This window comes from Natronohydrobacter thiooxidans (assembly GCF_001884735.1).
Lineage (GTDB): Bacteria > Pseudomonadota > Alphaproteobacteria > Rhodobacterales > Rhodobacteraceae > Roseinatronobacter > Roseinatronobacter thiooxidans_A.
In genome coordinates this window covers 49,365-67,631 of sequence record NZ_MJAP01000035.1, presented here as the reverse complement: position 1 = coordinate 67,631, position 18,267 = coordinate 49,365, and the positions used below count along the sequence as shown (strand labels likewise).

The 18,267-nt window shown below is 60.4% G+C and carries 21 protein-coding genes; 8 read left to right on the top strand and 13 right to left on the bottom strand.

Features of this window, described 5'->3' with window-relative positions; genetic code table 11:
* Window positions 1–6 precede the first annotated feature (6 nt).
* Window positions 7–1,158, top strand: coding sequence for a molecular chaperone DnaJ (gene dnaJ, locus BG457_RS18625; RefSeq protein ID WP_071799363.1), 1,152 nt, complete (start codon window positions 7–9; stop codon window positions 1,156–1,158).
* Here dnaJ and BG457_RS20390 read toward each other — a convergent pair whose 3' ends face one another.
* Together BG457_RS20390 and BG457_RS18615 are read right to left on the bottom strand one after the other, a co-directional pair.
* Window positions 1,159–1,497 carry a hypothetical protein gene (locus BG457_RS20390; protein ID WP_175546836.1) on the bottom strand — a complete coding sequence of 113 codons (339 nt, stop codon included), beginning with the start codon at window positions 1,495–1,497 and terminating at the stop codon, window positions 1,159–1,161.
* 186 nt (window positions 1,498–1,683) lie between these two features.
* A complete protein-coding gene (locus BG457_RS18615; RefSeq protein ID WP_071799361.1) occupies window positions 1,684–1,980 on the bottom strand; it encodes a hypothetical protein in 297 nt (98 codons plus the stop codon).
* A gap of 206 nt (window positions 1,981–2,186) precedes the next feature.
* On the opposite strand from BG457_RS18615, the gene radC reads away from it, so the two are divergent.
* Window positions 2,187–2,921 (top strand): RadC family protein, encoded by a 735-nt coding sequence (radC, locus tag BG457_RS18610; RefSeq protein ID WP_071799360.1) that lies wholly within the window; start codon window positions 2,187–2,189, stop codon window positions 2,919–2,921.
* A gap of 47 nt (window positions 2,922–2,968) precedes the next feature.
* On the opposite strand, the gene BG457_RS18605 is transcribed toward radC, so the two are convergent.
* Both BG457_RS18605 and secA read right to left on the bottom strand, forming a co-directional pair.
* Window positions 2,969–3,994, bottom strand: a complete 1,026-nt coding sequence (locus BG457_RS18605) for a hypothetical protein (RefSeq protein WP_071799359.1) — start codon at window positions 3,992–3,994, stop codon at window positions 2,969–2,971.
* A 116-nt stretch (window positions 3,995–4,110) separates the two neighbouring features.
* The gene (secA, locus tag BG457_RS18600; protein ID WP_071799358.1) at window positions 4,111–6,801 is read right to left on the bottom strand and encodes a preprotein translocase subunit SecA; all 2,691 of its coding nucleotides are present in this window, start codon (window positions 6,799–6,801) and stop codon (window positions 4,111–4,113) included.
* A gap of 221 nt (window positions 6,802–7,022) precedes the next feature.
* On the opposite strand from secA, the gene BG457_RS18595 reads away from it, so the two are divergent.
* The 3 genes from BG457_RS18595 (at window position 7,023) to mutT (ending at window position 9,654) form a co-directional block, all read left to right on the top strand.
* On the top strand, window positions 7,023–7,880 hold the full coding sequence (locus BG457_RS18595; protein WP_071799357.1) for a peptidylprolyl isomerase: 858 nt from the start codon (window positions 7,023–7,025) through the stop codon (window positions 7,878–7,880).
* Window positions 7,881–7,942: 62 nt separating this feature from the next.
* On the top strand, window positions 7,943–9,259 hold the full coding sequence (gene argJ, locus BG457_RS18590) for a bifunctional glutamate N-acetyltransferase/amino-acid acetyltransferase ArgJ (RefSeq protein ID WP_084657740.1): 1,317 nt from the start codon (window positions 7,943–7,945) through the stop codon (window positions 9,257–9,259).
* The gene (gene mutT, locus BG457_RS18585; RefSeq protein WP_071799356.1) at window positions 9,256–9,654 is read left to right on the top strand and encodes an 8-oxo-dGTP diphosphatase MutT; all 399 of its coding nucleotides are present in this window, start codon (window positions 9,256–9,258) and stop codon (window positions 9,652–9,654) included. The genes argJ and mutT overlap by 4 nt, the downstream gene beginning before the upstream one ends.
* 353 nt (window positions 9,655–10,007) lie before the next feature.
* On the opposite strand, the gene BG457_RS18580 is transcribed toward mutT, so the two are convergent.
* The 5 genes from BG457_RS18580 to BG457_RS18560 form a co-directional block, all read right to left on the bottom strand.
* Complete coding sequence (locus tag BG457_RS18580) at window positions 10,008–10,202, bottom strand: Trm112 family protein (RefSeq protein WP_071799355.1); 195 nt, start codon at window positions 10,200–10,202, stop codon at window positions 10,008–10,010.
* Window positions 10,199–10,843 (bottom strand): LON peptidase substrate-binding domain-containing protein, encoded by a 645-nt coding sequence (locus tag BG457_RS18575; RefSeq protein ID WP_071799354.1) that lies wholly within the window; start codon window positions 10,841–10,843, stop codon window positions 10,199–10,201. Before BG457_RS18575 ends, BG457_RS18580 begins: the two co-directional genes overlap by 4 nt.
* Window positions 10,844–10,869: 26 nt before the next feature.
* Entirely contained in the window at window positions 10,870–11,769 is a 900-nt protein-coding gene (locus BG457_RS18570) for a thioredoxin family protein (RefSeq protein ID WP_071799353.1), read from the bottom strand.
* Window positions 11,770–11,838: 69 nt separating this feature from the next.
* Window positions 11,839–12,627 carry an exodeoxyribonuclease III gene (locus BG457_RS18565; RefSeq protein ID WP_071799352.1) on the bottom strand — a complete coding sequence of 263 codons (789 nt, stop codon included), beginning with the start codon at window positions 12,625–12,627 and terminating at the stop codon, window positions 11,839–11,841.
* Between the two features lie 222 nt (window positions 12,628–12,849).
* Complete coding sequence (locus BG457_RS18560; protein WP_071799351.1) at window positions 12,850–13,536, bottom strand: response regulator transcription factor; 687 nt, start codon at window positions 13,534–13,536, stop codon at window positions 12,850–12,852.
* Window positions 13,537–13,698: 162 nt separating this feature from the next.
* Between BG457_RS18560 and ribA the strand changes: the two genes are divergently transcribed.
* Both ribA and BG457_RS18550 read left to right on the top strand, forming a co-directional pair.
* Entirely contained in the window at window positions 13,699–14,781 is a 1,083-nt protein-coding gene (gene ribA, locus BG457_RS18555; protein ID WP_071799350.1) for a GTP cyclohydrolase II, read from the top strand.
* Between the two features lie 73 nt (window positions 14,782–14,854).
* Window positions 14,855–15,364 carry a L,D-transpeptidase family protein gene (locus tag BG457_RS18550; protein WP_071799349.1) on the top strand — a complete coding sequence of 170 codons (510 nt, stop codon included), beginning with the start codon at window positions 14,855–14,857 and terminating at the stop codon, window positions 15,362–15,364.
* Between the two features lie 10 nt (window positions 15,365–15,374).
* On the opposite strand, the gene BG457_RS18545 is transcribed toward BG457_RS18550, so the two are convergent.
* The 4 genes from BG457_RS18545 to BG457_RS18535 all read right to left on the bottom strand — a co-directional run bounded on the left by BG457_RS18545 (window position 15,375) and on the right by BG457_RS18535 (window position 17,487).
* Window positions 15,375–16,022 carry a YggS family pyridoxal phosphate-dependent enzyme gene (locus BG457_RS18545; RefSeq protein WP_071799348.1) on the bottom strand — a complete coding sequence of 216 codons (648 nt, stop codon included), beginning with the start codon at window positions 16,020–16,022 and terminating at the stop codon, window positions 15,375–15,377.
* Window positions 16,023–16,026: 4 nt separating this feature from the next.
* Complete coding sequence (locus BG457_RS18540) at window positions 16,027–16,311, bottom strand: porin (RefSeq protein WP_071799347.1); 285 nt, start codon at window positions 16,309–16,311, stop codon at window positions 16,027–16,029.
* A 4-nt stretch (window positions 16,312–16,315) separates the two neighbouring features.
* Window positions 16,316–16,456, bottom strand: coding sequence for a hypothetical protein (locus BG457_RS20385; RefSeq protein ID WP_175546835.1), 141 nt, complete (start codon window positions 16,454–16,456; stop codon window positions 16,316–16,318).
* Between the two features lie 128 nt (window positions 16,457–16,584).
* Complete coding sequence (locus BG457_RS18535; protein WP_071799346.1) at window positions 16,585–17,487, bottom strand: porin; 903 nt, start codon at window positions 17,485–17,487, stop codon at window positions 16,585–16,587.
* A 260-nt stretch (window positions 17,488–17,747) separates the two neighbouring features.
* Here BG457_RS18535 and BG457_RS18530 point away from each other — a divergent pair, with 260 nt between their 5' ends.
* Complete coding sequence (locus tag BG457_RS18530; protein ID WP_071799345.1) at window positions 17,748–18,257, top strand: DUF3576 domain-containing protein; 510 nt, start codon at window positions 17,748–17,750, stop codon at window positions 18,255–18,257.
* Window positions 18,258–18,267: the final 10 nt, after the last annotated feature.

Below are 18,267 nucleotides of genomic sequence, written 5' to 3'. Positions count from 1 at the left end.
AACGCCATGGCCAAACGCGATTTCTACGATGTGCTCGGGGTTGATCGGAATGCTTCTGCCGAAGAGTTGAAGAAAGCCTATCGCCGGAAAGCCAAGGAGTTGCACCCTGATCGCAACTCTGAAAATCCTGATGCCGAAGCCCAGTTCAAGGAAGTGAACGAGGCTTATGATGCCCTGAAAGACCCCGACAAGAAAGCTGCCTATGACCGCTATGGCCACGCGGCATTCGATGGCGGAATGGGGGCAGGACAGGGTGGTCGGCCCGGGGGTTTTGGCGGCAATGCCGATTTCGCCAGCGCCTTTTCTGATGTGTTCGAGGATCTCTTCGGTGATTTCGTTGGCGGTGGGCGCGGCAACGCAAGATCGCGCGCCACGCGCGGCTCGGATCTGCGCTACAATATGCGGATTTCCTTGGAAGAAGCCTATTCCGGCACGCGCAGAACCATCCGTGTCCCGCGCCTGTCCGAATGTGAATCCTGCAGCGGGACCGGTGCCGAAGGTGGCGCTGAGCCTGTCACCTGTCCGACCTGCTCCGGAATGGGCAAGGTACGCGCGCAGCAAGGGTTTTTCACGGTCGAGCGGACTTGTCCGACCTGCGGCGGCTCCGGGCAGATTGTCAAGAATCCGTGCAAGGTTTGCACCGGATCAGGTCGGGTCGAGAAAGAGGCCAGCCTCTCTGTGAACATTCCGGCGGGGGTTGAAACCGGCACGCGGATTCGGCTCTCTGGCGAAGGCGAAGCCGGGCTGCGGGGTGGTCCCTCGGGCGATCTGTATATTTTCGTCAATGTGGCCGAGCATCAGATCTTCAAGCGCGATGATCTGACGCTTCATTGCCGCGTTCCCGTCAGCATGGCGCGCGCAGCCCTTGGCGGCGAGGTGGAAGTGCCGACAATCGACGGTGGCAGGTCGCGTGTCAAAGTCCCTGCAGGCAGCCAGTCCGGCCGTCAGATGCGCCTGCGTGGCAAGGGCATGCCCGCGCTGCGCGGGGGGGGGCAGGGCGACATGCTGATCGAACTGGCCGTGGAAACACCTGTCAATCTGACACAGCGTCAGAAAGAACTGCTGCAGGAGTTCGAAAAGCTCAGCGCAGAGAACAACCCCGAAAGCTCGGGTTTCTTTGACAAGGTCAAAGGTTTCTGGGACGGCATGAAGGGCTGATCAAAGCCCGCAGGCGCGTGCGACACGATTTTCAATCATGCTGCGTTCGCGTATCAGCCGTTTGACCTGGGTGGACGCGTGATTGTGCAGGCCATGTTCAAGTGTCGAGCAGGCGACCTGATTGCCCCGCGTCGTGACGCAATGATAGGTCTGGTAGCCGCGGGTCGCGAGATTGGCCGTGAACCCCATGCTGCCACTCGCGCGCGCCGCTTCAATCCGGGAGTCGTGAACCCGGAGCGCGTGGCTCGCGGCGTCGCATGAACTCTCCGAGCGACTTGGGAAGAAATATGCGCATCCTGAAATCGCCAAAGTGCCCGCCAGAAGTAGTAGTGCACGCATGTTCCGCTTTCCTCAGCCTGGGGGCGCAACCAAAAAGATGACGCCACGGGGATTCATCTGAGATTCGGCGCGCTATATGAGCGCGCCGAGGAAAAAGCTTCGAACTTCCGTCCTGTTGATCATCTGCGACCAAGAGTTACCCGCAAATGGGCGCGCGATCTTTTCAGAAGTCAGATGCGTAAAGGGTTAGTTGCCTTTGCGGCAGGGCGCAGGGCGCATCACATAGTGACCGGGACGAACGAGATGCTTCTTCTCTTCGTAGATCGCCGGGTAGTGCATGCGATAGATTTGCTCCATGCCTTTGCCGTTGCGGTATTCCAGAGTGGTTTTTGCCGCTTTCACCAGATGCTTGGTGGTCTTGTATTCAGGAGCCACATAGACTTTGTCGAAACATTCGACGACGTGACCCTTCCATGCAGCCGCCGGTGTCGCGAGAAACGGAGCCATTGCCAGTGCAAGTGCCGGGAGTGCGATCTTCTTCATTGTAGTCCTCCAATCGATAAGGTTTGATTATATGCTTTTATCAACTGCTCAAAATGCCCCGTCCAAGTGCGCGGAATCCTGCTAAATCACAGGGAAATGCCACACTTGTGATAATGCTAACACCAGACTCTGGATCTGGCAACATTTCTGAGCAGAAAAGGCCGTGGTTAACGCGTTGTTATGATTCCCTGAGTCATGATCGCGGCATGCGTGCAGATCATGCCAGTTTCACAGATCAAGGCTTGTCGTTATTCGCTGCGAGACCCGCCGCTTCAGGGCAGCTTGCTACTGCTGCAGCACGTCGTGGGGGTTTTGTCGAGGGCAGTTTGCGAACGATCTCGGACTGCGACCTGCTGGAAATGCTTCTGTCGGATGCACTGCCAGATTCGAGTATCGGACTGCTGGCGCAACGGCTGCTCGACACATTTGGCGATCTGAACAGGGTTGTGGCCGCAGCACCCGTCCGCTTGCGTGCGGTTCCCGGGATGTCGGAGGCTATGGTCGCTGAGCTCAAGCTTCTGGAGGCATGTGCGCAGCGCATGGCGCGTGCGCGTATCCTGAACCGTCCGATCATATCGAACTGGAACGCATTGCTGGATTATTGTCATACATCACTTGCGCATCGCGAGACAGAGCAGTTCCGCGTTCTGTTTCTGGACCGCAAGAATGTACTGATCGCGGATCTTGTGCTCGGCGACGGGACTGTCGATCATGTCCCGGTCTACCCACGCGAGATCCTGCGACAGGCTTTGGAGTTGAATGCGTCAGCCTTGATTCTTGTCCACAACCACCCTTCTGGTGATCCTACGCCATCAGAGGCGGATATCGCGATGACGCAGATGGTCCGGCGCGCGGCGGAAGCTTTGTCGATCACAGTCCATGATCATCTGATCATCGGCCATTCCCGCGAGATCAGCTTGCGCAGCGAAGGGTTGCTTTGACGGGGCTTGCAGCACCGCCGGGGACGTCCCACCCAACGCAGGGCGGTTCAGTCCAGCACACCAGACAGAAAAACCCCGTCAGTTGGAGTGATGCCCGCGTGTTGCACGGCCGGCAGGGTGAGCGGCATAATCAGTGTGCCGCTCTGGGCAGGGCAGTCCGGAGTGGCGAAGCTGGCATCATTGACTTCGGTTGCGGCGCCGCCGCCGGATTGCAGAACGAAAGCCGACAGGTCACGCCCGCAATCTTCGCCACCGAAATCCAGCGCAAGTTCGACACGACTGCTGCCCACCAGATGCGTCGGAATGGAGTAAATTTCCGCAAGCATTGGCTCCGGACCGCGCTTGTCTCCAAGCGAGATCAGGAAGGCTTCGTCCAGATCGGCGTCGAAGGGCTTGAGGGCGTGAATATGCCCCGCCTCTCCGAAGCGGGCGCCCATGTGATAGGCGTGCAGTGAAAACTCTGCATCCCCCACCCATTGCAGTGCCACACGGATATGCGCATCGACATCCGGCACCAGCGTTTCGGTTTGTAAGAAGTGATCCTCGCCGAGGAAAATGTCGATTTTCCCATCCGCCGAGAGTGCTGGCAGATAGGTCGAGAAGCCGCCATTCTCCGAGGTATAGGCGCTGAATGCCAGGTCTGCGTGACTGATCACCAACCGTTCCTGCGGATGACACGGGGCCGATAGCGACACTTCGATAAGCGCGTCAATCGCCGCGTGCGCCGTCAGGCGCGGTGTGCAGTCCGGGCCGCCCGGTGTAAGCGTGTTCCCGGCTGCTTCAAGCTGAGGGGCGAAGTCCAGCGCCGCTTCACCTGATGCAAGGTCCGTCCCCTCGGTCAGTGCGGCAAAGCTGGTTTCATTTACCGTGATTGCATGATCTTCTGGCGCTGACGGCACGCTTCCGCCAAGAAAACCGGCGCTTCTGATCTGCGCGGTCGAACCCGGGGCGGCAATCTGCGCAACAGAGCTCACCCCGCTGCGATTGCCTGACAAATGCTGTGCACCATAGACCGAGGCTGAAATCCCCGCCACCACAATGGCAACTCCGCGAATGATCGTCTGCTTTTTCATGTTCTTGCATCCAACTTCGAACGGTTGAGCGCAAGATGCGGGTCGAATCGGGCGGATTTGGGGCCGAAGAATGTCACAAAGTCAGATTGTGAAACAAAATTGACCCATGTGCAGGATTAAAGCACGCTCCCGTGACAATGCTTGAACTTTTTGCCCGAGCCACAGGGGCAGGGGTCATTGCGCCCCGGGCTCCCCCATGTCGCCGGATCGGTTTCATCGAAACCCGCGACTAACGGTTCCGGGGCTTCCCCCTGATTTGCTTCGGCCACAGCAAGACTCTGCTGCTGCAGCGCGATCTGGCGCATCATCTCGCGCTGCTCCTCCTCGCTCAGCGGGCGGATGCGCGACAGGTAGCGCGACACATCTTCGCGCAGCGAGTTGAGCATCTTCTCGAACAGCAGGAAGCCTTCGGATTTGTATTCGTTGAGCGGGTCTTTCTGCGCATAGCCGCGGAAGCGCACCGCCGAGCGCAGATGATCGAGCGTCAGCAGATGCTCGCGCCACTTGCGGTCGATGGTTTCCAGCAGGACCTGCTTTTCAAGGTTGCGCAGCGTGGCTTCCCCGAACTGCGCCTGTTTCTCGACCATCAGCGCATCAGATGCCTCGATAAGGCGCTCGCGCACCACTTCCTGATCAACGCCATCTTCCTCGCCCCAGGCTTCGGCTGGGGTGTCGAATCCGAGTTTCTCGCGCACCTGCGCGCGCAGACCCTCCATGTCCCATTGCTCGGAATAGGATTTCGGCGGCATATGCAGGTCGATCAGGTCATCCACGACCTGATGACGCATGTCATCAATGATTTCGGACAGGTCATCCGCTTCCATGATTTCCAGACGCTGGTCAAAGATCACCCTGCGCTGGTCATTCATCACGTTGTCGTATTTCAGCAATTCCTTGCGTATATCGAAGTTGCGCGCCTCGACCTTGGCCTGCGCCTTTTCCAGCGACTTGTTCACCCAGGGGTGCACAATCGCCTCGCCGTCCTTCATGCCCAGCGTTGAAAGCACTTTCTCCAGCCGTTCGGATCCGAAAATCCGCATCAGGTCATCTTCGAGGCTGAGGAAGAACACCGAACGGCCCGGATCCCCCTGACGGCCAGAGCGTCCGCGCAACTGATTGTCGATCCGGCGGCTTTCATGGCGCTCCGTGGCCAGCACGAACAACCCGCCTGCGTCCTTGACCTTGGCCTTCTCATCGGCGACCTCGGCCTCAATCCGCGCGCGGGTTGCTTCCGGGTCAGCCTCGGGGTCGTTGGCCAGCGCCTGCAGCACGCGCATTTCGACATTGCCGCCCAGTTGAATATCGGTGCCGCGCCCGGCCATGTTTGTGGCAATCGTGACAGCGCCAAGCCGACCTGCATCCGCGACGATCTGCGCTTCCTGTTCGTGCTGCCGGGCGTTCAGAACGTTATGCGGAATGCCTGCGTCTTTCAGCAGGTTCGACAACTCCTCCGATTTTTCGATCGAGGTTGTCCCGACGAGGATCGGCTGACCCTTGGCATGTGCGTCACGGATCTCCTGCAGCACGCCCTCAAGCTTTTCCTTCGCCGTGCGATAGACCTGATCATGCTCGTCAAGCCGGGCGATCGGCAGGTTGGTCGGGATCTCGACCACGCCGATATTGTAGATTTCACGGAATTCCGCAGCTTCGGTCGCGGCGGTCCCGGTCATGCCCGCAAGTTTTTTGTAGCGGCGGAAATAATTCTGGAACGTGACCGAGGCATAGGTGACGTTCTCGGGCTTGATCGCGACATTCTCTTTCGCCTCGATGGCTTGATGCAGCCCTTCATTCAGGCGGCGACCGACCATCATCCGACCGGTGAATTCGTCGATCAGGATGACTTCACCATCGCGGACAATATAATTCTGGTCCTTCAGGAACAGCTTATGCGCGCGCAGACCCTGATTGACATGGTGCACCAGCGAGGTGGATTCCGGATCATAAAGCGCACGCCCTTCCGGCAGAAGCCCCGCTTCGCGCAGCTTCTCTTCAATGAACTCATTGCCGTCATCGGTCAGGGTGGCGTTGCGGATCTTCTCGTCGATCACATAATGCTCGGGCTGCAGCGATGGGATCAGCGCATCCACTTTCACATAGAGATCCGAGCGATCCTCGGATGGCCCGGAAATGATCAGCGGCGTGCGCGCCTCGTCGATCAGGATCGAGTCAACCTCGTCCACGATCGCAAAATAGTGACCGCGCTGGTTCATATCCTCGATGCGCATGCACATATTGTCGCGCAGATAATCGAAGCCCAGTTCGTTATTCGTGGCATAGGTCACATCGGCGGCATAGGCGTCGCGCTTCTCGGCGACGGGCTGCTGCGAATAGACGACGCCGGTGCGCATGCCAAGCTTGGCAAAGACCTTGCTCATCCATTCGGCATCGCGCTTGGCCAGATAGTCATTGACCGTCACGACATGCACGCCAAGCCCGGTCAGGGCATTCAGATAGGCAGGGAAAGTGGCGACCAGCGTTTTGCCTTCCCCGGTTTTCATCTCGGCGATATTGCCCTGATGCAGGAAAATGCCCCCGATCAACTGCACATCGAAAGCGCGCAGGCCAAGCGCGCGGCGTGCACCTTCGCGACAATTGGCGAAAGCTTCGGGCAGCACCGCATCAAGGCTTTCGCCTTCGGCGACACGCGCCTTCAACTCCTCGGTCTTGGCGATCAGCCCCTCGTCGGACAGGGCCTGAAACTCAGGTTCCAGTGCATTGATCTTCGCGACCAACGGACGAACTGTCTTTACCTTGCGATCATTCGCTGTTCCGAAAACCTTCTTCGTGATCGCGCCAAGACCCAGCATGCGTAGTTCGCCCTTTATACCGTTGCGCGGCCAGATGTCCTGCCGCTAACCAAATCGTCATGGTCCCTGGGAGATGCCGGGCTTGTCGGCGCGCACTGGCTTCCATAGAAGGGCAGGTGAACCGCACGACCCCAAGCAGGCCAGACCTGCCAGCGATGTAATGGCCGGCCCCAAAAGTGTCAACGTTGCGCGCCCGCCGCGCCCAGTCAGGAGTAGGAATTATGCTCAGTTTTTCGCGAGTTTCGGTGGCCCTTGTGGTCGCACTCGCCGTTTCGGCCCCGGTTTTCGCGCAGGATGACCTGTCGCGCGATACGGTTCTGGCACGCGTGAACGGTACCGAGATCACGCTCGGGCACCTGCTGACGGCGCGTGATGCTCTGCCGGATCAGTTCCGCGCCATGCCCGCAGATGCGTTGTTCACCCCCTTGATGGAACAACTGATCGAACAGACCGCGATCATGCAGGAAGCCGAAGGCACCCTGTCGGCCCGCGAGCAGATTGCGCTGGAAAACGAGCAGCGCGCATTCATCGCCAATGCGGCCCTGACCCGCGCCGCCGAAGCCGCCCTGACCGAAGAGAATGTCACCGAGGCCTACACCGCCTTTGTGACCGAATTTGACGGCCGCGAACCCACCCCGGAATTCAACGCCTCGCATATCATCGTCGAGACGGAAGAACAGGCGCTGGAACTGAAGGCCATGCTCGACGATGGCGCAGATTTCGCAGAACTTGCGCGCGAACATTCCGTTGATGGTGCCGCCGAGGGTGGCGGCTCGCTGGGCTGGTTTGGCCTTGGCGCGATGATCCCCGAGTTTGAGGAAGCCGTGCAGGCGCTGGAGGTCGGCGACTATATGGGGCCACTGGAAACCCGTTTTGGCTGGCATTTGGTGCTCTTGAACGACACGCGCATGTCCTCGGCCCCGCCGCTGGAAGAAGTGCGCGAGGCGCTGGAGCAGAACATTCAGCGCGAGGCTGCGCAGGCCGAACTGAACCGCGCGACAGAAGCGGCAACAATCGAACGCGCCTATGAGGATCTGGATACCTCGATCCTGACGCGGAGCGACCTTCTGGACGACTGATCTGCGCCAGTGTAGGACAAGGCCAGCCCGAGCAGGGCTGGTAGTCTGACATGGAGCGTCCGATGGGCAAGAAGAAGCTCAAGAAGAAAATCAAGGCTCTGACGGCGCAGCTCGCTGCGCAGGGGAATGATGGTCGCACAAGCGGACCTCTGGTCTCGCCGCTTGCACCCGCAGCGTTTCCCGAACTTCCTGTGATCAAGGGTGCGCGCTTTGCCACGGCACAGGCCGGGGTGCGCTATCAGGGGCGTACCGATGTGATGCTGGCGCATCTGGCCCCCGGAACCGTGATTGCGGGAACCTTCACCCGGTCCGCCACCCGCGCCGCGTCAGTGCTGGATGCTCAGGAGAAGATTGGTCAGGACAGCGCCGAGGGGGCTGCCATCCTTGTCAATTCCGGCAATGCCAATGCCTTTACCGGCGCTGACGGTGTGGCCAGTGTCAGCGCGATCTGCGCCGGAGTTGCCGAAAAGCTGGACTTGCCTCAGGGTCGCGTTTTCACCTCGTCGACCGGGGTGATCGGCCAGTCCTTGCCGCATGAGAAAATCACCGATGCGCTGGACCTGCTTGTCTCCGGCTTGTCGGAGCAGGCGCTGCCAGAGGCCGCGCGTGCCATCATGACCACCGATACTTTCCCCAAAGGGGCTGCGGCAGAGGTCGAAATCGGCGGAAAACCGATCAGGATCGCGGGGATTGCCAAAGGCTCCGGCATGATCGCACCCGATATGGCGACGATGCTGGTCTATATTTTCACGGATGCAAAGATATCGCGCCCGGTGCTGCAATCCCTGACCTCGCGCGAGACCGATCGCAGCTTCAACTGCATCACCGTCGACAGCGACACGTCAACCTCGGACATGCTTCTGATCGCGGCGACAGGGCAGAGCGATGCTCCCGAAATCACCGATTCAGCCAGCGAGGACGGGCAGGCTTTTGCCAAGGCACTGGGCGGCGTGATGCTTGATCTGGCGCATCAGGTGGTGCGGGATGGCGAAGGGGCCACGAAATTCATCGAAGTCACTGTGACGGGCGCGCGGTCTGACGCGGATGCGCGCAAGGTGGCCTTCGCGATTGCGGATTCGCCCCTGGTGAAAACCGCTGTGGCGGGCGAGGATCCCAACTGGGGCCGGATCGTTATGGCTGTGGGCAAATCCGGGGCGGAAGCTGATCGCGACCGGCTGTCGATCCGCTTCGGCCCGCATCTGGTGGCCGTGAATGGACAGGTTGCCCCCAGCTATGCCGAAGAGATCGGCGCGGCATATATGAAACTGGCTGATCTGGTGATCGGGGTCGATCTCCGCCTTGGCGTGGGCGCGGCGACCGTCTGGACCTGCGACCTGACCCACCGCTATATCGAGATCAACGCGGATTATCGCTCGTGAAGATGGTCCTTGTGGCTGCCGTGGCGCTGGTCGATGCCGATGGCCGCGTGCTTCTGGCGCAGCGCCCGGAGGGCAAGTCCATGGCGGGGCTCTGGGAATTCCCCGGCGGCAAGATCGAGCCCGGCGAGACCCCGGAAGCGGCCCTGATTCGCGAGTTGCAGGAAGAGCTGGGCATTGACACCTGGGCCAGTTGCCTGGCACCGCTGAGTTTTGCCAGCCATGCCTATGAGAGCTTTCATCTGCTGATGCCGCTGTTTGTCTGCCGCAAATGGCAAGGACAGCCGCAAAGTCGCGAAGGGCAGGCATTGAAATGGGTGCGGCCAGCGGATCTGCGCAACTATCCGATGCCGCCTGCGGATTTGCCATTGATTCCGGTATTGCGCGACTGGCTCTAGCCCGGGCTCAGGGCCTTTTCGCTTTCCGAGACAATGGTTAATTCACGCATAGATTGTTGCTCTATCCCGCATGGGGCCGCGAAAATTTGTCAGAAAAATGGTGAAATATGGCGCTGGGCGTGCGGGGTTTGATTGCGCGTTTACCACCAATGCCGCATAGTGAACGTAACACGAAGTTAAGGACTGCTCTGTAGTCTGGCACCAATTCGGACAGGGAAGCGCAAGCAACCTGCAAGTCCGATCTCCAAGCGCGGCACTTGAACAACGTCGCGTTGTTTCTGCTCAGAACGCCCTGATCCTCTCAAGGGTCAGGGCGCTTCGCATTCAGGGCGCATGTCGCAGCCCGACAGGGATCATTCGATCTCGCGGGCTTCGTCAACCAGCATGATCGGTATCCCGTTGCGGATCGGAAAGGCCAGATGCGCCGCTTTCGAGATCAGTTCCTGACGGGTGGCGTCATAGCTCAGCCGACCATTCGTGACCGGACAGACCAGCGCCTCCAGCATCTGCCGGTTGATTAGCCGTTGGGGTTTTTCTGAATCACTCATTGCAGTACCTCGTCTGTTCCGCCACCGCGCAGGGAAAATTCCATCAGCATGACAAGCGTTTCCCGCCGCGTCTGCAAAGAGGGCGCTTCGAGAAGCGCCTGCTTGTCGTCCGGTTCAAACGGGCAGAGCATGGAGAGCGAATTGATCAGCAACTCATCCTCGGCTTCGGACAGGCTGTCCCAGTCCGTCGAGAGCTTGTGTTTGCCGAAAAACCGTTTGAGCAAGGCAAAGAACGCTGTGCGCTTCAGGCCGGGATCAGTTTCTTCCTGCCCGCAATCCTGTGTGAAACTGGACCAATCCACTGAACAGCGGCGGTATGGCGCGAAGCCGGGCACTTCCTCGCGCACCCGAAACCGGGATTTCCCCGTCAGCGTGATCAGATAGCGCCCATCCTCGGTTTCGGAAAAGGCGGTCAGCCGTCCGGCGCAGCCTATCGCATGCAGTGGGCGCGGTTCAGTTCCCGGCACGTCGCGCGGCTGTACCATCCCGATCAGGCGATGCGGCGTCTTCATGCAATCCTCGATCATCGCCAGATAGCGCGGCTCGAAGATGTGCAGCGGAAGTCGGGCGCGGGGCAACAACAGCGCGCCCGGTAGCGGGAAGATTGGAATCAGATCGGGGTAATCCTGAGGGCGCGACATAGGGGTAAGGTAATGCGCGCGCGGAATCAGGCAAATATCATCGAACTCAGTCGACGACGCCCCTTCGCCACCAGTGGATCGGTGGGTTTGAGAGCGTCAAAAATGGTGAAAAGCTGGGTTTTTGCGGCCCCGTCATTCCAGTCACGATCGCGCCGGAACAAATCCAGCAATTCCTCGATCGCCGCTTCGGCCTCTCCGTTCGCATACAGCGCCTGCGCAAGGTCAAACCGGGCCTGATGATTGTCCGGGTCCGCATCAAGCATGGCGCGCAGATCATCTACCGGGCCTGCGGAGCGCGCCTGTTGCGCGAGGGCGAACATCGCGCGCACGGCGTCAAGCTCCGGCGCGCTGGCGATGGCTTGCGGTGCATTGTTCAGCAGTGCCTCGGCCTGATCCAGACTGCCTGTGGCGATCTGCGCGCGCACCAGCCCGGCAAAGGCGCGGGCATTCGCCTCGTCTTCCGCCAGCACCGCTGCGAAAATCTGCGCGGCGTCGGTCACGGCGCCCTCGTCCAGCATGGTATCGGCCTCGTCCAGCGCGTCGGACAATCCGCCATCCCCCGCAAGCCCCGAGAGTTTTGCGACAAACTGCTTCAACGCGGAGGGCGGTTGCGCCCCCTGAAACCCATCGACCGGCTGGCCCTGGAAAAAGGCATAGACCGTGGGGACCGACTGGACACGCAGCTGGCCTGCGACGCCGGGATGCTCGTCAATATTGATCTTGACCATGCGCACCTTGCCCTGCGCCGCGCGCACTTCAGCTTCCAGCGCCGGGCCAAGGGTCTTGCAAGGGCCGCACCACGGAGCCCAGAAATCGACAATGACAGGGACTTGCTGGCTGGTCTCGATGACCTGCGTCATGAACCCCTGATCGGTCCCCTCGATGATCAGATCGGCCTCGGTGCTCTTGTCGCCAAATTCCAGCATGGTGCCCTCGTGCTAATGTGTCGGATGCGTCTGATATATGGGCCGCGCGTGCCCGGAGGAAAAGGGGCGTCAGAGATCGAAACTTGCGAATACCGGCGCATGATCCGAAGGCTGCTCCCAGCCACGTGCATCCCGCAGGATGCGCGAGCCATTCCCGGATGCCGCAATATCCTGACTGGCCCAGATATGATCCAGCCTGCGGCCCTTGTCGGCAGCGTCCCAGTCGCGGGCGCGGTAGGACCACCAGGAATAGAGCAACCCTTCGGGAATATCCTGCCGCGTGATATCGACCCAGCGGCCTGCCTCTTGTGCGTCGCTCAGATGCGCAACTTCGATGGGCGTATGCGAGACGATCTTGAGAAGCTGCTTGTGCGACCAGACGTCATCCTCGCGGGGGGCAATGTTTAGATCGCCCACAAGGATCGACTTTTCCGGCGCGGAGTCGCGGAAATGGTCGCGCATCTCGGTCAGCGTATCCAGCTTGTGCCCGAATTTCTCATTCAGTGCGCGATCAGGAATATCGCCACCGGCGGGCACATAGCAGTTATGGATCGTCACACCGTTTTCCAGACGCGCGGCGACATGCCGGGCATCACCCTTGGCGCACCAGTCGATATGGCCTGCATCTTCCAGTGGCAGGCGTGACAGGATCGCCACCCCGTTATAGCCCTTCTGCCCGCGCGCGACCCAATGCGGATAGCCTGCATTCGCGAAGATCTCGAAAGGAATATTCTCGACCGGGCTCTTGCATTCCTGCAGGCACAGGACATCGGGCGCTTCCTCGCGCAAGAGCTTCAGCACAAGCCCCGCGCGCAGGCGGACCGAGTTGATATTCCAGGTGGCAAGCGTGAAGGCCATAGATTTGTCTCCCGTCGAAAGCGGGTCTTAGTGGCATGACAGGGCCAAGGCGACAAGGGCAATGGAGATAGAAAAAAGTCCGGGCAAAAAGCCCGGACAGTCCAACAGGGAGGAGGATGCGCCATTACCCCGGCGCAAAGGGAAGGTTATGTCGAAGAACAATCGCCTTATAAGTGTATCATTACCTACAAGATTGGCAACAATAAGGCGCATTTGGCCTGTTCATGAGGCCAGACGATAGCCGCCCGACTCGGTCACGAGAAGCGAGACATTCGACGGATCGGGTTCAATTTTCTGACGCAGGCGGTAGATATGGGTCTCCAGCGTATGCGTCGTCACGCCCGCATTATAGCCCCAGACCTCATGCAAGAGCACATCGCGCGGCACGACACCTTCGGGTGCGCGATAGAGGAATTTCAATATGTTGGTTTCCTTTTCCGTCAGTCGGATCTTGCGGTCGTTCTCATCCACCAGCATTTTCTGGGCGGGTTTGAACAGATAGGGACCAAGCTGAAAGACAGCATTCTCCGACTGTTCATGCTGGCGCAACTGCGCGCGCAAACGGGCCAGAAGAACCGGCAGCTTGAACGGTTTGGTGATATAATCATTCGCCCCGGAATCCAGCCCAAGGATCGTATCGGCATCAGAATCGTGGCCCGTCAGCATGATGACGGGCGATTTGAACCCGGCCTTGCGCATCCGCTTGCACAATTCGCGCCCGTCCGTGTCCGGCAGGCCGACATCGAGAATGGCCATGTCGAACTGTCCGGCGCGGACCTGTTCCATCGCCTCGGCCCCGTTGGCGGCCTCGAACACGTCGAATTCATCGGTCAGCACCAGTTGTTCGGACAGCGCCTCGCGCAGATCATCGTCATCATCCACCAGAAGAATCTTGTTCAGCTTCGCCATAGGGTCACCCTTTCGTGTTACTGATGTGAAGATGAGTCCCGCTTGGGGGGGCTGCAAGATTTGCAACAAAAGACTCACGCGGACGTGTCGCAGGGCGCTGGATTGTTTCAATTCCTGCATCGGCAGTCTACATCTGGACCTGCCTTACCCGGAGCCTGACCTATGCTATTCGGCCTGACCCCGATCGAAAGGATCAACCGCGCCCGCGCCGACTTACGGCTCGGCGTGCCGGTTGTTCTGTCTGACGGCCCCGACCGGGCGATTCTGGTGGCGGCCGAAGTGCTGACGCCTGCACGGTTGAACGAGATGCGCGAACTGGCGCAGGGGTTGGTGCTGGCGATCACCCAGCACCGCGCCGAGACGCTGAAGGCCCGCGCCTATGATGGTGATCTGGCGCGGATCATCGTGCCGGAGGATGCGGATTGCAGATGGCTGCGCGCTGTCGCGGATCCGGCAGATGATCTGCGGGTGCCGATGAAAGGCCCGCTCAAGAGCTTGCGCGACGGGGATGCCGGTCTTGCGCGGGTCGGCCTGGCCCTGGTGAAATCGGCACAGCTCTTGCCTGCGGCACTAATGTTGCCCGTGCCAGAGAATACGCGCATGCCGGATCTGACCGAAGTTCAGGCCGAGGTGCTGGCACGGGAATTGGCACGGGAAAGCGAATTCGCGCCCGTGGTCTCGGCACGCCTGCCGATGGAGGCCGCCAAAGCCGGACGGGTGCATGTCTTCCGCCCCGAAGATGGCGGGGTCGAGCATTATGCCATCGAGATCGGCCAGCCGGACCGGCGCGCTCCGGTGCTCGCGCGCCTGCATTCGGCCTGTTTCACCGGCGATGTGCTCGGATCGCTGAAATGTGATTGCGGGCCGCAACTGCGTGCGGCACTGGCGCAGATGGGGCGCGAGGGGGCAGGTGTGTTGCTTTATCTCAATCAGGAAGGGCGTGGGATCGGTCTGGCCAACAAGATGCGCGCCTATTCGCTGCAGGATCAGGGGTTCGATACGGTCGAGGCCAATCACCGGCTGGGATTCGAGGATGATGAGCGCGATTTTCGCGTGGGGGCCGGGCTTTTGCGCAAGATGGGATTTTCGCAGGTGCGGTTGCTGACGAACAATCCCCGCAAGGTGGAGATGCTGAATGATCATGGTTTGCAGGTGATCGAGCGCGTCCCGCTGCATGTGGGCGCGACCGAGGAGAACCGGGCCTATCTGGCGACCAAGGCGCTGAAATCGGGGCATTTGCTGTGAGGGGGGAGCGCCCGCTCAGCGTGCGCACCCACCCGCCCTTGCACGCTTCGCGGGCGTCTGGCGGGGGCGCGCAATGACCCGGTTCGACATGGTTCTGACCCGGCAAGGGTTGCGCTTCATGGGCCGGCTCTGGCCCTGCAGCATCGGGCGCGGCGGCGTGCGTGCCGACAAGCGCGAAGGCGACGGGGCAACGCCAGTGGGGGTGCACCGGCTGGTCGGAATGCTCTATCGGGCTGACCGGATGGCGCGGCCAGCCGATTGGGCCGTACCGATCCGCCCGCGCGATCTGTGGTCGGATGACGTGTCCCAAAAGGACTATAACCTGATGGTGCGCGCGCCCTATGGGCATAGTCACGAATGCCTGCGCCGGGCCGATCCGCTCTATGATCTTGTCATCATCACCGACTGGAACTGGCCCTTGGCACAGCGCGGGCGGGGATCCGCGATCTTCATTCACCAATGGCGCAGGCCGGGCTATCCGACCGCAGGATGTATTGGTCTGGACCGCGCGGATTTGCACAGGATTGCGCCCATGATCCACTATCAGACCCGCCTGATCGTCCCCGAAACTCTGGCCCGCTGACAGCCGCCACCTATCCGCGCGCACCAAAGATTGCGGAACCGACCCGGACATGGGTGGCCCCATGGGCGATGGCGGTTTCAAAATCATCGGACATGCCCATCGACAGGCAGGGCAGATCATTGCGCCGCGCCATCGCGGCCAGCTGTTCAAAATGTGGCGCGGGATCGGCCTCGACCGGCGGGATGCACATCAATCCGATCACCGGCAGGTCGAGGGAGCGGCACTCCGCGATGAACCCGTCAGTGTCAGGCTGCAGTATCCCGGCCTTTTGCGGCTCTGCGCCGGTATTGACCTGAATGAAAAGCTGCGGGCAGGCGCCAGTCTCCTGCGCCAGCCGCGCCAGCGTCCGGGCGAGCTTGGGGCGGTCGAGCGAATGGATCACCTGAAAGAGCGCCATGGCCTGCCGCGCCTTGTTGGTCTGAAGCGGGCCGAGCAGGTGCAGCTCGACCTTGCCGAAGCGCTCTTGCCATGCAGGCCATTTTCCGACCGCTTCCTGCACGCGATTCTCGCCAAATACCCTGTGGCCCGATTCCAGTATCGGCAGCACATGCGATTCGGGCTGCTCCTTGGAGACAGCGATCAGATGCACAGAGCCGGGCGCGCGTTCTGCGCGGGCTTCGGCTTGCGAGATGCGGGTCTGAATATCGGTCAGGGACATGCGCTCAGGAACCGCCACCAAGGAAAACCTGTGGCCGGGATGGTCTGTCCTTGTTCTGATCCAGCTTGAAATTCGCGCCATAGCGCAACCCGCCATCGGTTTCGCCGGTGAACTGAAATTTCAGGCGGGCCCGGCTGGTCATGCGTATCCCGTTCTCGCGCTGGCCCGCCCAATCGGGCTGCGATTGCCAGACCAGTCCCATGCGCGCGTCACCCGACACGGTTGGACCAGCGTTCTGGGCGGCGGCGGGCGCCGTGCTCAGCAGGAGAAACAGGACGGCGCTCAGCATGATCCTAACGCCGGTTCAGGCTGCGAACGTCCTGCCCAGCCCCGACAAAGACACCGCCGACACCATCGAGCGCAGCAGAGGTGGTTTCGCAGGCCGCCAGAAGGCTCGCGGCAAGGATCAGGACGAGGGGCAGGCGTGTAAACATGCGCAGGACCTTGGACCGTTATTGATGCCTTGTTTTAGGTCAGAACGATCTGCGGGAAAAGAGCGGCGAGAACAAAAAGAAAAGAGCGGGCAAAAGCCCGCTCTTTCCGCAACTGATCCTGTGAGGGATCAGAACGTGAAGGCCAGACCAAAGTCAGCCGTGGTGGTGCGTGGGTTTACACCAAACGCGGACACACGATTGACGCTGGCACCAACTTTGGCACCGCCGCCCAGGTCGTAGGTTACACCCAGACCGAGGTGGTTTTCACCTGCAAAACCGCGCTTCGCGCGAGCCTGCACACCGATTTCGTCAAAGGACCCGTGCACGTCTACACCGTACTGTTTTGCTGTCGTGCCTGTTGCACCCCCAGCGATCCCGGCCAGAGTCTGACCAGCGTTCACTTTCAGGCGACCGTAGAATGCGCGCGCGGTGATGCCCTCGAAGCCACCTTCAACGCTGAGCAGTGCGTGGTCACCAGCGCCTTTCACACGCTCGTAGCCAAGCGCACCACCGAAGCCGTCCATCTTGTACTGAACGCCGACCGACAGGTTCTGCGAGGTGTTATTCAGCTGGCCAGCGCCCAAAGCAACTTTCAGACCGTCGAGCGAGTATTCATACAGTGCGCCAGTCGTTGCTGAGCCCAGAGCAGATGCACGCGATCCACCAGCGCCTTCCAGCACGCCAATATGACGGGTGCGGAACCAGGTAGCTTCGAGCGCCGAGTCAACATCGCCCATCGTCAGCTTGCCGAAGTCGCCGGAAATAAACACCGACCCTTGCGACATGTTGGCTTCGGTAGCGGCTGCCGTGGCGCCGTCAGCGCGGAACGAACCGCCAAATGCCAGGCCGCCATCGGTTTCGCCCGACAGGGTGAAGGTGACGCGTGCGCGGCTGACCATCTGGGTCTTGTTCGCAGGCAGTGCATTGTTGTAACGCAGACCCATCCATGCGTCGCCCGACAGAGCGACATCTGCTGCTGCAACGCCTGCCGACAGGACCAGAGCGGTCGAAGCAAGAAGAAGCTTTTTCATTTTTTCCCTCGTTGTGTAAGGAGTTCCTCGCCTCACCAAATCCGGCGAGGTCTGAGCCTGTTTCATCCTTTTGGGGGTGTTTTTCAAGACAAAGCGGGACGACTGGTTTGAACCGGTCAGAAATGATGCAGATTTGTCACGCCCCGGATGCAAGCGACAGGACATGCGCGGGAGACGGGGCCGGGATCCGCGCGCTACACTCTTGTTCCATGCCACTTATCAAGTTAGACAAGGTGCAGCTTTGACGAGGGAACTTTGCAATGACATATAAAGGCGCGTCGCGCATTGCCGCCATGTTCGGGCTGGTTCTGGTCCTGTCGGGCTGCGGCGGGGGCGGGTTCGGGAATTTCTTTCAGGGGGGCGAGCGGTCGCGCGCCGCGAGCGCTGAAATCCATGAACGTGATCGCTCTGGCGGGGCGTCCCGGCAATCGACGGTCTGGGATCTGTTCTCGAATGCCCAACCGCCGAATGTAACGGTCGAGGTCAACAAATATCTGTGGAACGCCTCGCTTGAGGTGCTGAATTTCCTGCCGGTGCAATCGGTGGACCCGTTCTCTGGCGTGATCGTCACGGGCTTCGGGACGCCGCCGGGGGGCGGGCGGGCTTACCGTGCTGCGGTCCTGATCAATGACCCGGCGCTGGATGCGCGCTCTTTGAATGTGGCGCTGATGACCTCGGGTGGCCCGGCCAGCCGCGAAACCATCCGCGCGGTGGAAGACGCGATCCTGACGCGGGCGCGGCAACTGAGGATTCGGGACCGGGGCCTGTAACTCCGCCTCG

Bases quoted from the DNA above. Each gene is read 5' to 3' on its own strand.
- BG457_RS18580 (WP_071799355.1), bottom strand. From the start codon at position 10,202: ATGAGTGATTCAGAAAAACCCCAACGGCTAATCAACCGGCAGATGCTG.
- BG457_RS18605 (WP_071799359.1), bottom strand. From the start codon at position 3,994: ATGAAAAAGCAGACGATCATTCGCGGAGTTGCCATTGTGGTGGCGGGG.
- secA (WP_071799358.1), bottom strand. From the start codon at position 6,801: ATGCTGGGTCTTGGCGCGATCACGAAGAAGGTTTTCGGAACAGCGAAT.
- BG457_RS18615 (WP_071799361.1), bottom strand. From the start codon at position 1,980: ATGAAGAAGATCGCACTCCCGGCACTTGCACTGGCAATGGCTCCGTTT.
- BG457_RS18575 (WP_071799354.1), bottom strand. From the start codon at position 10,843: ATGTCGCGCCCTCAGGATTACCCCGATCTGATTCCAATCTTCCCGCTA.
- BG457_RS18535 (WP_071799346.1), bottom strand. From the start codon at position 17,487: ATGAAAAAGCTTCTTCTTGCTTCGACCGCTCTGGTCCTGTCGGCAGGC.
- dnaJ (WP_071799363.1), top strand. From the start codon at position 7: ATGGCCAAACGCGATTTCTACGATGTGCTCGGGGTTGATCGGAATGCT.
- BG457_RS18545 (WP_071799348.1), bottom strand. From the start codon at position 16,022: ATGTCCCTGACCGATATTCAGACCCGCATCTCGCAAGCCGAAGCCCGC.
- BG457_RS18530 (WP_071799345.1), top strand. From the start codon at position 17,748: ATGACATATAAAGGCGCGTCGCGCATTGCCGCCATGTTCGGGCTGGTT.
- ribA (WP_071799350.1), top strand. From the start codon at position 13,699: ATGCTATTCGGCCTGACCCCGATCGAAAGGATCAACCGCGCCCGCGCC.
- BG457_RS18540 (WP_071799347.1), bottom strand. From the start codon at position 16,311: ATGCTGAGCGCCGTCCTGTTTCTCCTGCTGAGCACGGCGCCCGCCGCC.
- radC (WP_071799360.1), top strand. From the start codon at position 2,187: ATGCGTGCAGATCATGCCAGTTTCACAGATCAAGGCTTGTCGTTATTC.
- BG457_RS20390 (WP_175546836.1), bottom strand. From the start codon at position 1,497: ATGCGTGCACTACTACTTCTGGCGGGCACTTTGGCGATTTCAGGATGC.
- argJ (WP_084657740.1), top strand. From the start codon at position 7,943: ATGGGCAAGAAGAAGCTCAAGAAGAAAATCAAGGCTCTGACGGCGCAG.
- BG457_RS18550 (WP_071799349.1), top strand. From the start codon at position 14,855: ATGACCCGGTTCGACATGGTTCTGACCCGGCAAGGGTTGCGCTTCATG.
- BG457_RS18570 (WP_071799353.1), bottom strand. From the start codon at position 11,769: ATGCTGGAATTTGGCGACAAGAGCACCGAGGCCGATCTGATCATCGAG.
- BG457_RS18595 (WP_071799357.1), top strand. From the start codon at position 7,023: ATGCTCAGTTTTTCGCGAGTTTCGGTGGCCCTTGTGGTCGCACTCGCC.
- BG457_RS18565 (WP_071799352.1), bottom strand. From the start codon at position 12,627: ATGGCCTTCACGCTTGCCACCTGGAATATCAACTCGGTCCGCCTGCGC.
- BG457_RS18560 (WP_071799351.1), bottom strand. From the start codon at position 13,536: ATGGCGAAGCTGAACAAGATTCTTCTGGTGGATGATGACGATGATCTG.
- BG457_RS20385 (WP_175546835.1), bottom strand. From the start codon at position 16,456: ATGTTTACACGCCTGCCCCTCGTCCTGATCCTTGCCGCGAGCCTTCTG.